Raw genomic sequence first — 13,778 nt, 5'->3', positions numbered from 1 at the left:
CCACGCAGTCAGCCGCGGATGGCGGCGACGTCAGTCTTCGGCCGGAAGGGGCATGACCTCGCTAACGCGTTCGCGCAGCTCCTTGCCCGGCTTGAAATGGGGAACGTGCTTGCCCGGCAGCGCGACGGCCTCGCCGGTCTTGGGGTTGCGGCCCGTGCGGGGCGGACGGTAATGCAGGGAGAAACTGCCGAAACCGCGGACTTCGATGCGCTCGCCGTTGGCCAGCGCGCCACCCATCATCTCCAGCAGAGACTTCACCGCGAGGTCGACGTCGTCGGCCTTCAGGTGCCCCTGGCGCTGGGCGAGGATCTCGATGAGTTCGGACTTGGTCATGTGCCCCCTGGCGACCCTGTACAAGCCAACGGCGGGCCCCCGCCCCCCCCCCCGCCGGATGCTGCGGTATTACTCGGACTTGCTGTCCAGCTGCTCGCGCAGCAGCGCGCCCAGCTTGGTGGTGCCGCTGGAGGCTTCCGCCGCCGCGCGGTTGTACTCGGCCAGGGTCTCGGCCACCTCGGCCTCGTCCTTCGCCTTGATCGACAGCTGCAGGCTGCGGCCCTTGCGATCCATGCCGATGAACTTGGCTTCGATCGAGTCACCGACCTTCAGGTGCTGGCTGGCGTCGTCGACGCGCTCGTCGGCGATGTCGCGGGCGGCCACGTAGCCTTCCACGCCATCGGCCACTTCGATCACGGCGCCCTTGGCGTCGACTTCCTTGACGGTGCCGGTGACCTTGGAGCCGCGCGGGTGGTTGGCCATGAACTGGCCGAACGGATCCTGCTCGAGCTGCTTGACGCCGAGGCTGATGCGCTCGCGCTCCGGGTCCACCGCCAGCACCACGGCCTCGAGGGTGTCACCCTTCTTCAGCTCGCGGGCCACGTCCTCGCCGCTGGTGTTCCAGCTCATGTCGGACAGGTGGATCAGGCCGTCGATGCCGCCGTCCAGGCCGATGAAGATGCCGAAGTCGGTGATCGACTTGATCTGGCCCTCGACCTTGTCGCCCTTCTTGTGGATGGCCGCGAAGGTCTCCCACGGGTTGGACGTGACCTGCTTGATGCCCAGCGAGATGCGGCGACGCTCTTCGTCCACGTCCAGCACCATGACCTCGAGCTCGTCGCCGACCTGCACCACCTTGGCCGGGTTGACGTTCTTGTTGGTCCAGTCCATCTCGGACACGTGCACCAGGCCCTCGACGCCCGGCTCGATCTCGACGAACGCGCCGTAGTCGGTGACGTTGGAGACCTTGCCGAACACGCGGGTGTTGGACGGGTAGCGGCGGGCGATGTTGTCCCACGGATCCTCGCCCAGCTGCTTGAGGCCGAGGCTGACGCGGTTGCGCTCGCGGTCGTACTTGAGCACGCGGACGTCGAGCTCCTGGCCCACTTCCACCACCTCGGACGGATGGCGCACGCGCTTCCAGGCCATGTCGGTGATGTGCAGCAGGCCGTCGATGCCGCCGAGGTCGACGAACGCGCCGTAGTCGGTGAGGTTCTTGACCACGCCCTTCAGCACGGCGCCCTCGACCAGCTTCTCCATCAGCTGCTCGCGCTCTTCCGAGTGCTCGCTCTCGACCACCGCGCGGCGGGAGACGACCACGTTGTTGCGCTTGCGGTCGAGCTTGATGAGCTTGAACTCCAGCTCCTTGCCCTCGAGGTACACCGGGTCGCGGACCGGGCGCACGTCGACCAACGAGCCGGGCAGGAACGCGCGGACGTCCTTGATGTCGACGGTGAAGCCGCCCTTGACCTTGCCGCTGATGCGGCCGGTGACGGTCTCGTTCTTCTCGAGGGCTTCCTCGAGCTCGTCCCACACCATGGCGCGCTTGGCCTTCTCGCGCGACAGCACGGTCTCGCCGAAGCCGTTCTCGAGGGAGTCGAGCGCGACCTTGACGACGTCGCCCTCGGCGACGTCGATCTCGCCGGCGTCGTTACGGAACTGTTCGATCGGAACGATGCCTTCGGACTTGAGGCCGGCGTTGATGACGACGACGTCGGTGCGCACCTGGACCACGGTGCCGGTGACGATCGCGCCGGGCTTCAGCTTGGCGAGGTTCGCCTGGCTGGCTTCGAACAGTTCTGCGAATGATTCGGTCATTGGAAAGTTACTCTGTTGATGAAACAGACCGGACGGCGCACGCATGGCGCTTGCAGCCGGTCCACCCGTTGTCGGCGTGCGCGGGATTGCGCCTTGCCGTGAGTGCTGGTTGGAAACGAGGAATCCGCGCGGCGGCTGCCACGCGGGGCTGTCTGCGGCGGGGCTTCAGCCCGCGCGCCCGGGCACCAGGGCCAGGACGCGTTCGACGACCGCCTCGATGCCCTGGCCGGTGGTGTCGATCCGCACGGCGTCTTCGGCCGGGCGGAGCGGTGCCACCGCGCGGCTGGCATCGCGCGCGTCGCGGGCCAGAATCTCCCGCAGCAGACCGTCCAATGTAACGGAAACCCCCTTGTCCTTCAACTGCTTATAACGCCTTTCGGCGCGCTCCTCGGCACTCGCGGTGAGGAAGACCTTCCACCCGGCGTCCGGGAAGATCACGGTGCCCATGTCGCGGCCGTCCGCGACCAGGCCCGGGGCCTGGCGGAAGGCGCGCTGGCGCTCCTTGAGCGCGGAGCGCACCTCCGGGATGGCGGCGATGGCGGAGGCCGCGGCGCCGGCGGTCTCGGTGCGCAGCTCGTCGGTGGCGTCATGGCCGTTGACGAGCACACGCGGCTCGCCCCCGGCGTCGTCGCGGAAGCCCACGACGGTGTCGAAGGCGCAGCGGACCAGCGCGCCGGCATCGTCCAGGTCCAGGTCCGCCCAGCCCGCGGCCACCCCGACCGCCCGGTAGAGCGCGCCCGAATCCAGGTAGTGCCAGCCCAGCCGCGCGGCCACGGCGCGACTGATCGTGCCCTTGCCGGAGCCCGAGGGGCCGTCGATGGTCAGTACCGGGATGTTGGATTCGGGCATGGCGGTCTCCGTGGGGGGCGGATATTCTAGACCGTGCCGCGCCGCACCCCGCGCAAGTACTTGATCCGGGCCCGCGGATCCAGCTAGAATTGCCGGCTTGTTTGCCCCAACCATTTTCAGAGGTTCGTCATGAAGGTCCTGTCCTCCCTGAAGTCGGCGAAGGCCCGTCACCGCGACTGCAAGGTCGTTCGTCGCCGTGGCAAGATCTTCGTCATCTGCAAATCCAACCCGCGTTTCAAGGCCCGCCAGCGCTGAGCCGGCTGCCCGGCGGCGGCGCATGCACGAGCATGCGGCAGCCGCGCGCGACATCCGGAAGGCCGCAGCGATGCGGCCTTTCGCGTTTCCGGCGTCCGCCTGCCCCGTGACGGCGCGCCCGGTTCCGGGCGAGGCACGCACCGTCAAGGGCGTGATCTGTTAAAACGCTGCGGCTGCAAGCGATGCAGCCACCGGGGAGAACATGAGATGCGCCTGTCCATTGCACTGACCACCGCCGCCCTGATCGCCGCGTCCGGCGCCGCCAGCGCCGATACCCTGCTCATCGAGCGCGTCCAGCACGAAACCGTGGCCATGCCCGCGCGCGGCACGAGCATGTCGCAGGTCGAGGCCCGCTTCGGCGCACCGGCCGAACGCATGGATCCGCGTGGCGGCCAGAAGCGCCAGTGGCCCACGATCCACCGCTGGGTCTACCCCGCGTTCACCGTGTACTTCGAGAACAGCCGCGTGATCGACGCGGTCGCCAACCAGGCCACGCCCGGCGAGACCGGTCCGAAGCCGCCGATCCGCTGAGCAGATGACCAGCCAGACCCTGCGTTTCCCCGCGGAGTGGGAGCCCCAGTCCGCGATCCTGCTCGCATGGCCGCACGCCGGCACCGACTGGGCCGAGCGCTTGGGCGAGGTCGAGGAGACCTACATCGCCCACGTCGCGGCGATCACCCGCTTCCAGCCGGTGCTGGTGTGCGTGGCCGACGATGACGTCGAGGCCTATGCGCGTGCGCGCCTGGCCTCGAACCGCATCGACATGGCGCGGGTCGGGTTCATCACTCTGCCCTACGACGACACCTGGCTGCGTGACACCGGGCCGATCTCGCTCACGGGGGCAGAGGGCTTCGAGCTGCTCGATTTCCGCTTCACCGGCTGGGGCGGGAAGTTCGAGGCAAGCGAGGACGACCGCCTGGTGCAGCGCCTCCACAAAGCTGGAATCTTCCGCAACAGTTCCGTGCAATCGATTGATTTTGCTCTGGAAGGCGGAGCCATCGAAACCGATGGCGCGGGCAGCCTGCTGACCACCTGGCGCTGCCTGCACGAGCGCCATCCCGACGCCAGCCGCGAACAGCTCGACCAGCGCCTGCGTGGCTGGCTGCGCCAGGACCGCGTGCTCTGGCTCGACCACGGCTATCTGGAAGGCGACGACACCGACGCCCACGTCGACACGCTGGCCCGGTTCGCGCCGGACGACGCCATCGTGTTCCAGGCCTGCGACGACCCGGCCGACCCGCATCATGCCGAACTCTCGGCGATGGCCGCCGACATCGCCGCGCTGCGCACGAGCGACGGCAGGCCCTACCGGCTGTTCCCGCTGCCGTGGCCGAAGCCGATCCTCGACGAAGGCCGGCGGCTGGCCGCCAGCTACGCCAACTACCTGGTCATCAACGGCGCGGTGCTGATGCCCGCCTACGGCGACCCGGCCGACGACGCGGCCGCCGCCGTGCTTGCCGAGGCGCATCCGGGCCGCGAGATCGTGCAGGTGCCCTGCCGCGCCCTGATCTGGCAGAACGGCAGCCTGCACTGCATCTCGATGCAGCTGCCCGCCGGCCTCACCTGAGGGACAGCATGGCCGGCCTACAATGGCCGGCTCGCATGCACCGCCGCCACAGGGGCCCCAACATGACCAGGAAGACCCTTCCCGTCGCGCTCGTCCAGGAGCGCAACCACGGCAGCGCCGCGGACAACCTCGAAGTGATCGAGGGTCGCGTCGCCGAGGCCGCGCGCCAGGGCGCGAAGCTGGTGCTGCTGCAGGAACTGCACAACGGCCCCTATTTCTGCCAGCACGAGTGCGTGGACGAGTTCGACCTCGCCGAGACCATCCCCGGCCCCAGCACCGAACGCCTCGGCGCGCTCGCGAAGCGGCACGGCGTGGTCCTGGTCAGCTCGCTGTTCGAGAAGCGCGCCACCGGCCTGTACCACAACACCGCGGTGGTCTTCGATGCCGACGGCAGCACGGCCGGCAAGTACCGCAAGATGCACATCCCCGACGACCCGGGCTTCTACGAGAAGTTCTACTTCACCCCGGGCGACCTCGGCTTCGAGCCCATCGACACTTCGGTCGGCCGCCTGGGCGTGCTGGTGTGCTGGGACCAGTGGTATCCGGAAGCCGCTCGCCTGATGGCGCTGGCCGGCGCCGAGCTGCTGCTCTACCCCACCGCCATCGGCTGGGACCCGGACGACGACCAGGCCGAGAAGAACCGCCAGCGCGACGCCTGGATCCTGAGCCATCGCGGCCACGCGGTCGCCAACGGCCTGCCGGTCCTCAGCTGCAACCGCGTCGGCCACGAAGCCTCGCCGATCGGCGCCTCCGGCATCGACTTCTGGGGCAACAGCCACGTGCTCGGGCCGCAGGGCGAGTTCATCGCCGAGGCCGGCGGCGACGCCACCATCCTCGCCTGCGAGGTCGACCTCGGCCGCAGCGAGCACGTGCGCCGCATCTGGCCCTTCCTGCGCGACCGCCGCATCGACGCCTACGGCGACCTGCTGCGCCGCTACCGCGACTGAAGCGCCCGCGGGCGCACGACTCCGGATTGCCATGACCGAGACTCCCGCAGGGCCCGACGCGGACCCCGTGACCGCCCTCCCCGCCACGGATCCTGCGGGCCTGCACCGCGACGCATCCGCCAACGCTGCCGGCCCGGCGTTCGACCTGACCGCCCAGCCGCACGCCATCGTCGAACGCGACGGCGTGCGCTACACCCTGCTCGGCACCGCGCATGTCTCGCGCGCGAGCGTGGATGCGGTGCGCGCCGCCATCGCCACCGGCGCGTACGACACCGTCGCGGTCGAACTGGACGAACAGCGCCTGCAGGCCATGATCGATCCCGAGGCGCTCGGGCGCATGGACCTGGTCAAGGTGCTGCGCGAGGGCAAGACGCCGCTGTTCGCCGCCAACCTGGCGCTGGCGGCCTACCAGCGCCGCCTGGCCGAGCAGATGGGCGTCGAACCGGGCGCTGAACTGAAGGCCGCCGCCGCCGATGCCGGCGCGCGTGGCCTGCCCCTGCAGCTCATCGACCGCAACGTCGGCCTGACCTTCAGGCGCGCGATGCAGCGCTTGGGCTGGTGGGGACGCGCGAAGGTCAGCGCGAGCCTGCTGATGGGCCTGCTCTCGAGCGACGAGGTCGGCGAGGACGAGATCGAGCGGCTCAAGCAGGGCGACGTGCTGGAGTCCAGCTTCAGCGAGTTCGCGGGCGAGACGCCGGAGCTCTACGAGACCATCATCGCCGAGCGCGACCGCTACATGGCCGCGCGACTGCGCGAGGCTCCGGCCGGCGCGCGCGAGGTGCTGGCGGTGGTGGGCGCGGGCCACCTCAAGGGCCTGGCCGCCCACCTGCGCGATGACACCACGCCACCGGCCGAGGTGCTCGAATCGCTGGAGCAGGTGAAGCCGAAGTCACGCGTGCCCTGGATGGAGCTCGTCATCGGCACCGTGGTCATCGGTGGATTCGCCTGGGGCTTCTGGCAGGGCGGCGTCGACGTCGGCGCGGATCTCGTGCTGCAGTGGGTGCTGGTCACCGGCATCCTCGGCGCCCTGGGCTGCGCGATCGCCGGCGGGCATCCGCTGAGCATCCTGTCGGCCTTCATCGCGTCGCCGCTGACCCCGCTGCACCCCGCGCTCGCCTCGGGCACGGTCAGCGCCGTGGTCGAGGCCATGCTGCGCAAGCCGACCTATGCCGACTTCATGGCCCTACGCGAGGACGTCAACAGCGCGCGCGGCTGGTGGCGCAACCGCGTCGCGCGCGTGCTGCTGAACTTCTTCCTCACCAGCCTCGGCACCGCGATCGGCGTGTGGACCGGCGGGCTGAGGATTCTGGGCACGCTCTTCGGTTGAGGGCGGGCCGGGTCGCAGCTGTAGCTGCTCCTACCGCACGGCATACCCGCACGCCACGCCCCAGACCCCACGCCACGCACGCCCATCCGCACGCACGCACGCACGCAATAACTGTAGGAGCAGCTACAGCTGCGACCCACGCCCCCTGACTGCCACGGCCAACACGGCAATCAGGCCATCGCGGCGGCCCCCTCTCCGCCACGCCCGCGCGCCCGCCTGAGCAGGCGCGCGGTGCCGTTGGCAAGGTCGTCGAGAATCGCGTAGATCGTGGGCAGGAACAGCAGGCTCACGCCGGTCGAGAACGCCAGCCCGCCGGCCACCGCGCGCGCCATCGGCGAATAGGCCAGGCCGCCCAGCACCACCGTTTCGCTCAGCGAGATCGGCACCATCGCCAGGATCGCCGTGCCCATGGTCATCAGGATCGGGCGCAGGCGCTCGCGACTGCCTTCCACCAGCGCGTCGGTGCGCGACAGGCCGCGCCGGCGCAGGTTGTTGATGTGCTCCACCATCACGATGCCGTTGTTCACCACCACGCCCATCAGCACCAGGATGCCGATGAAGGCCATGATCGTGAACGAGGTGCCGGTGAGCCAGAACAGCCAGAACACGCCCAGGATCGAGAACAGCACGCAGCTCATGATCGCCGAGGGGAACAGCAGCGACTCGAACACCGCGGCCATCACCACGTAGATCATCACCAACGCCAGCACGAAGTTGAACAGCATCTGGTTCATCGCCTGCTGGCTTTCCTCGAAGCCACTGCCCGAGAACGAATGGCCGTAGCCCGGCGGCAGCGACACCGCGCCGAGCACGCCCTCCATCGCCTTGCGCGCCTCCTCCATGGTCGCCTCGCCCTCGAGGTTGGCCTGGATGCCCAGCGCGGTCTGGCGATCGTGGCGCGTGATCTGGGTGGCCGAGGGCGTCACCTGCAGGTCGACCATCGCCGACAGCGGCACCTGGCGTCCGTCCGGCGAACGCACCATGAAGCCGGCGATGTCGCCCGGGCCGTACTCCTGCGCACCGCTGAAACGCACCCAGACCGGCACCTCGGTATCGTCGCGCCGGTACTCGCGCAGCTGGGTGCCGCGCAGCGCCATCGACACGAACGACGACACCTGCTGGGCGCTGAAGCCGAACGCCGCCGCGCGCTCGCGGTCGACGCGCACCGCCAGCTCGTCGGTGCTGGTGCCGCCGTCGATGCGCACGTCGCGCAGTTCGGGGCGCGCCTCCAGCATCGGCACCAGTTCCGCGGCCAGCTCGCGCAGCACCGGGGCGCTGTCGCCGACCAGCTGCACGCTGACGTTCTGGCCCATGCCGCCAGCGCCACCGCCGCCCTGCCCGCCGGGCCCGGACACGCCGATCTCCGCGCGCGCCGACTTCGGCAGGCCCTTGCTGATCGCCTCCGACAGCGGGCTCAGGTCGGCGATGCCCTCCTCGAAAGTGATCATGGTGCCGGCATCGTTGCCCTCGCTGAAGTACGAGTACACCTGGGTGATGCGGAAGCGCTCGCGGTTGCCGTCGAGGAAGGCCTCGACCCGCGCGACCTCCTCGGACATCTGCGGCAGCGTGTAGCCGCCGTTCCACTTGTAATAGAGCTGGATCTCGCCCTGCTCGCCGCCACCGAACATGTCGAAGGTGGTGCCCTTGATCGGCACCAGGCTCAGCGCGACCACCAGCACGATGCCGGCCACGCTCCAGCCGCGGTGCGCCAGGGTCCAGCGCAGCAGGCGCGCGTAGCGGTCCTGCAGGCGCCGGATCACCCCGCCCTTCTCCACCAGCGCCGGCGGCGTGCGCATGCGCGCCGACAGCATCGGGATCAGGCTGACCGCGACCAGCCAGGAGGCCAGCAGCGACACCGAGATCGTGATCGCGATCTGCGCCATGAAGATGCTGATGTCGTTGACCTCGCCCAGCAGGTTGGGCAGGAACACGATGCAGTGGCACAGCGTCCCCGCCGACAGCGCGATCGCCACGTGCTTCGTGCCCGCCAGCGACGCCCGCACCGGATTGCCGGGGTCGCGCTCGCGCTCCTGGTAGATGCTCTCCACCACCACCACGGCGTTGTCGACCAGCATGCCGACGGCCAGCAGCAGGCCCATCAGGCTCAGCACGTTGAGCGTCACGCCGAAGAAGTGCATGAAGCCCAGCGTCATGATGAAACAGATCGGGATCGCCAGCGTCACCATCAGCGTCGACGGCCAGTGGCGCAGGAAGAAGAACAGCACCGCGATCGAGAGCAGCAGGCCGACCGCGCCGGCCTCCGCGAGTTCGATGAGCGAGCCGGTGACCTCCTTGCCCATGTCGTGCATCACCTTGAACTCGATGCCTTCCAGGCCGGGCTCGCGGCCGGCGGCGTCCAGCTCGGCCATCGCCGCGCGCGAGACCTCGACCAGGTTGGCGTCGCGCTCCTTGAACACTTCCAGGCCGACGGCCTGGCGCCCGTCCAGACGGCGGGCGAAGTCGATGCGCGCGGGCTTCAGGCGCACCTCGGCGATGTCGCCCAGGCGCAGCCCGCTGGTGTCGATGACCAGTCCACGCAGCTGGTCGAGGGACGCGATCTCGCCCTGCGGCTGCACGCGCAGACGCACGCCGCCGTCCTCGAGCATGCCCGCGGACACCGAGAAGTTGACGGTCCGAAGGCGCTCGGCGAGCGTGTTCAGGGCGACGCCGTGCGCGTTGAGCCGGTCCGGGTCGATCGCGATCTCGACCTCGTTGGCCGGCGCGCCGTTGATCTCGACGCGGGCCACGCCGGGCACGCGCTCGATCCGGCGCTTCAGCAGCCGGTCGAGCAGGTCGTACGACGCCGACAGGTCGACGTCGCCCGCCAGGCGCACGCGCAGGATCGCCTGGTCGCCGCTCGACCACTTGAAGACGAAGTAGCGGCGGAAGTCGTCGGGCAGGTCGTCGCGGATCGCATCCAGCCGCTCGCGGGCCTCGGACGCGGTGATCGCGATGTCCCGGTTCCAGTCGCGGAACTCGAGGAAGATGCCGGCGCCGTTGGCGTCCGCCTGTCCGCGCATGCGCTTGATGCCGGTCATCGTCGCCAGCGCCTCCTCTGCGGGACGCAGCAGGTTGCGCTCGACCTCCTCCGGCGACGAGCCCTCGTAGGGCAGCTGCACGAACAGGAACGGCGCCGACACGTCGGGCAGCGCCTCCAGCGGCAGCCGGAAGGCCGCGATCAGGCCGACCACCACCAGGGACACGAACAGCATCACCGTGGTGACCGGCCGCCGCAGGCTGAATTCCGCGACGGTCATGCCGGCAGCCCCTCCCGGCCATGATCGTCGTCGCCTTCGTCGCCGGCCGCGATGCGCGCACGGCGGCCGCGCTCGAGGTACCAGGCGTCGCCGCGGCGGTCGAGCAGGTCGTACACCACCGGGATGACCAGCAGCGTCAGCAGGGTCGACACCAGCAGGCCGCCGATCACCGTGATCGCCATCGGCGAGCGCACCTCTGCGCCCTCGCCCAGGGCCAGCGCCAGCGGCATGAAGCCGAACAGGGTCGACAGCGTGGTCATCACGATCGGGCGCAGGCGCGAACGCGCGCCCTCCACCAGCGCCTCGCGCTTCGGCGTCCCGGCCTCGCGGAGCTGGTTGACCTTGTCGATCAGGATGATCGCGTTCTTCACCACCAGGCCGACCATCAGGATCAGGCCGATGAAGACCACCACCGAGATCGTGTTGCCGGTCAGCAGCAGGCCGAGCACCGCGCCCACCATCGCCAGCGGGATGGTGAACAGGATCACGAACGGGTGCAGCAGCGACTCGAACTGCGAGGCCATCACCAGGTAGACCATGAAGATCGCCAGGCCGAAGGCGAACAGCAGCGAGGACATGGACTCCGCGAGCTCCTCGCCCTGTCCGCCGATATGCATGCCGATGCCGGCGCCCAGCGGATTGGCGGCCACCAGGGCCTCGACGTCCTGCACCGCGGCGCCCAGGTCGATGTCGCGCAGGTTGGCCGAGACCACCGCCACGCGCCCGAGGTCGGCGCGGTGGATTTCGCTCGGCCCGGTGGTCGCGACCACCTCGGCTACGGTCGCCAGCCGCACCGGCCGCGCCGCGCCCGGGTTCACGATCAGGTCGCGGATCGCCTGCACCGAGTCGCGCTCGGATTCGCGGGCGCGCACCAGCACGTCGATCTTGCGGTCGCGGAAGTCGTAGCGCGTCGCCACTTCGCCGCGCACCGAGTTCACCACGGCATCGGCGACCTGGCGCGTGGTCAGGCCCATCGCGCCGGCCCGCTCCTGGTCGAAGACGATGCGGATCTCGGGCGCGCCCTGCTCCACGGTCGACTTGACGTCGGCGTAGTGCGGGCTTTTCCGCAGCAGTTCCGCCAGGCGGCCGCCGGCCGCGGCCAGCGCGTCGAGGTCATGCCCGCGCAGCTCGATCTCCAGCGGGCTGGAAAAACTGAAGAGCGCCGGCCGGCTGAAGTCGACCTGGACGCCGGCCTGGCCCTGCATCGTCGCCCGCAGGCCTTCGGTAAGGCGTGCCTCCACCTCTTCGCTGCCGCCGCCTTCCATCACCACCGAGAGCTTGCCGATGTTCTCGCCGCTGTCGGTCGGGTTCGCATCCAGGCGGGTGCCGGTGCCGCTGACGCCGAACAGCACGGACACGCCCTCGTCACCGGCATGTGCCTGCTGCACGCGGCGCATCATCGCGTCGGTCTCGCGCAGCGGCGTGCCGGGCGGCAGCCGCATCGTCATCTCGAAGCGGTCCTGGGCGAGCTGCGGGATCAGGTCGGTACCGAGCGTTGGCACGATCGCCATGCTCAGCACGAAGGCCGCCGCGGCCACGCACAGCACGAGGCGCGGACGCGCCAGCGCGCCGGGCAGCAGGCGCAGGTAGCCGCGCTCGGCACGGTCGTAGGGCGCCATCGCGATGCGGCTGGCCATGCCCATCGGCTTGCCGACCGCCGTCGACAGCAGCCTGCCGACGCGCACCACCAGCCAGGAGATGCCGAAGGCCACGCCGCGCACGGCCGCGCCGATCCAGCGCGCGACGGCCGCGAACGGGCGCTGCCAGCGTGATGCCGGCCGCCACTGCGGATGCGGCGCTTCTTCCGGGAACGCCATCGGCGCCGGCGACTTCAGCCCGCTCAGCATCGGGATCAGCGTCATCGCCACCACCAGCGAGATGCCCACCGCCAGCGCGATGGTCAGCGCCTGGTCGCGGAACAGCTGCCCGGCGATGCCCTCGACGAAGACCAGCGGCAGGAACACCGCGATGATCGTCAGCGTGGACGCCACCACGGCCATGCCCACCTCCCGGGTGCCGGCGATGGCGGCATCGATGATGCCCAGTCCGCGCTCGCGCGCCTTGGCGATGCTTTCCAGCACCACGATCGAATCGTCGACCACCAGGCCCGTCGCCAGCGCCAGGCCGCCCAGCGACATGACGTTGAGGCTCAGCCCCAGCTGGTCCATGAAAAAGAACGTGGTGATGATCGAGACCGGCAGCGAGATGCCGACCACGAAGGTGCTCCAGCCGCTGCGCAGGAACAGGAAGATCACCAGGATCGCCAGCGTGCCGCCGAACACCGCGTCGGTGCGCACGTCGGAAATCGCGGCGCGGATGAAGCGCGCCTGGTCGTCGACCACGTCCAGGCGCACGCCAGGCGGCAGCTCCTTGCGGATCCGCTGCAGCCGCTCCTCGACCGCGGCCGCGGTGGCCACGGTGTTGGCGTCGCCTTCCTTGTAGATCGCCAGCTCCACGGCCTCGCGGCCGTCGAGGCGGATGATCGCCTCGCGCTCCTTCCAGCCCTTGCGCACTTCGGCGACGTCGCCAAGGCGCACCGCGCGGCCATCGGCCACGGCCCGGTTGGACGAGGCGGCGGCGCTCTGCGCCGACATCGCCGCGGCCATGACCGTGGCGTCGCCCGAGGCCGCGGCGATGCGCGCGACCTCGTCGGCACCGCCACTGCCGCTGCCGCCGGTCTGGGTCGCGACCAGCATCCCGCGGATCTCGTCGACGGTTTCGAACTGGTTGATCGTGCGCACCAGGTAGCGCTGGGTGCCCTGCTCCAGGCGCCCGCCGGACAGGTTGATGTTCTCCTCGCGCAGGCGCTGCACGACGGCCTCCGGCGCGAGGCCGATGCGCGCGAGCGCCTGCAGGTCGAGCTCGACCTGGATTTCGTCCTCGAGGCCGCCGCCGACCTTGATCGCGGCGACGCCGCTCACCGGCTCCAGCTTCTTCTTCAGGTCGTCGTCGGCATAGCGGCGCAGGAGGGTGAGCTGGCGCGCGGCGTCGCCCTCGCCCTCGTCCGCGCTCAGGGCGAGGCGCAGGATCGGCTCGGTGGAAGGATTGAAGCGCAGCAGCACCGGCGGCTCGACTTCCAGCGGCAGCGCCAGCGTGTCGAGCTTGTCGCGCACCTCCAGGCTGGCCTGGTCCATGTCGGTGCCCCAGGCGAATTCGAGCACGACGTCGCTCTGCCCGGTCCGCGACACCGAGCGCAGCTTGCGCACGCCCTTGACCACGCCCAGCGCCTCTTCCACGGGCTCGCTGACGAGGGTCTCGATCTCCTGCGGCGCCGCGCCGGTGTACTCGGTGCGCACGGTCAGCGTCGGATAGCTGATGTCCGGCAGCAGGTTGACCTTGAGGTTGCCCAGCGCGATCAGGCCGAACAGCAGCATGCTGACCGTCACCATCGCCACCGTCACCCGTCGCCGCACCGAAAACCCGACCAGGCCATCGGCGCGCACGGTGCCGTCGACGCCGCTGTCGTCCTGGTGCATCCCCGTCCC

At 69.9% G+C, this 13,778-nt stretch carries 10 protein-coding genes; 5 read left to right on the top strand and 5 right to left on the bottom strand.

Translation table 11 applies throughout. From position 1 onward, the window contains the following. Positions 1-30: 30 nt before the first annotated feature. The 3 genes from H9645_RS00540 to cmk all read right to left on the bottom strand — a co-directional run bounded on the left by H9645_RS00540 (position 31) and on the right by cmk (position 2,940). Positions 31-357 carry an integration host factor subunit beta gene (locus H9645_RS00540; protein ID WP_263598369.1) on the bottom strand — a complete coding sequence of 109 codons (327 nt, stop codon included), beginning with the start codon at positions 355-357 and terminating at the stop codon, positions 31-33. A gap of 45 nt (positions 358-402) precedes the next feature. After that, positions 403-2,091 (bottom strand): 30S ribosomal protein S1, encoded by a 1,689-nt coding sequence (gene rpsA, locus H9645_RS00535; RefSeq protein WP_191727796.1) that lies wholly within the window; start codon positions 2,089-2,091, stop codon positions 403-405. A gap of 165 nt (positions 2,092-2,256) precedes the next feature. Further along, positions 2,257-2,940 (bottom strand): (d)CMP kinase, encoded by a 684-nt coding sequence (cmk, locus tag H9645_RS00530; protein ID WP_191727795.1) that lies wholly within the window; start codon positions 2,938-2,940, stop codon positions 2,257-2,259. Between the two features lie 129 nt (positions 2,941-3,069). Here cmk and ykgO point away from each other — a divergent pair, with 129 nt between their 5' ends. The 5 genes from ykgO (at position 3,070) to H9645_RS00505 (ending at position 7,036) form a co-directional block, all read left to right on the top strand. Next, positions 3,070-3,195: a type B 50S ribosomal protein L36 gene (gene ykgO, locus H9645_RS00525; protein WP_005409283.1), complete on the top strand. Its 126-nt coding sequence runs from the start codon at positions 3,070-3,072 to the stop codon at positions 3,193-3,195. Positions 3,196-3,402: 207 nt separating this feature from the next. After that, the gene (locus H9645_RS00520; protein ID WP_191727794.1) at positions 3,403-3,726 is read left to right on the top strand and encodes a hypothetical protein; all 324 of its coding nucleotides are present in this window, start codon (positions 3,403-3,405) and stop codon (positions 3,724-3,726) included. A gap of 4 nt (positions 3,727-3,730) precedes the next feature. Then, positions 3,731-4,762, top strand: coding sequence for an agmatine deiminase family protein (locus H9645_RS00515; protein WP_191727793.1), 1,032 nt, complete (start codon positions 3,731-3,733; stop codon positions 4,760-4,762). A 62-nt stretch (positions 4,763-4,824) separates the two neighbouring features. Then, positions 4,825-5,709, top strand: a complete 885-nt coding sequence (locus tag H9645_RS00510) for a carbon-nitrogen hydrolase (protein WP_191727792.1) — start codon at positions 4,825-4,827, stop codon at positions 5,707-5,709. Positions 5,710-5,740: 31 nt separating this feature from the next. Further along, positions 5,741-7,036 (top strand): TraB/GumN family protein, encoded by a 1,296-nt coding sequence (locus H9645_RS00505; RefSeq protein ID WP_191727791.1) that lies wholly within the window; start codon positions 5,741-5,743, stop codon positions 7,034-7,036. Between the two features lie 170 nt (positions 7,037-7,206). On the opposite strand, the gene H9645_RS00500 is transcribed toward H9645_RS00505, so the two are convergent. Then, positions 7,207-10,293, bottom strand: coding sequence for an efflux RND transporter permease subunit (locus H9645_RS00500; RefSeq protein ID WP_191727790.1), 3,087 nt, complete (start codon positions 10,291-10,293; stop codon positions 7,207-7,209). Continuing rightward, entirely contained in the window at positions 10,290-13,769 is a 3,480-nt protein-coding gene (locus H9645_RS00495; protein ID WP_225217944.1) for an efflux RND transporter permease subunit, read from the bottom strand. Before H9645_RS00495 ends, H9645_RS00500 begins: the two co-directional genes overlap by 4 nt. Positions 13,770-13,778: the final 9 nt, after the last annotated feature.

The sequence above is a fragment of the Luteimonas colneyensis genome, assembly GCF_014836665.1.
In the GTDB taxonomy this organism is placed as follows: Bacteria; Pseudomonadota; Gammaproteobacteria; order Xanthomonadales; family Xanthomonadaceae; genus Luteimonas; species Luteimonas colneyensis.
This window is presented reverse-complemented; position numbering and strand designations above follow the sequence as displayed.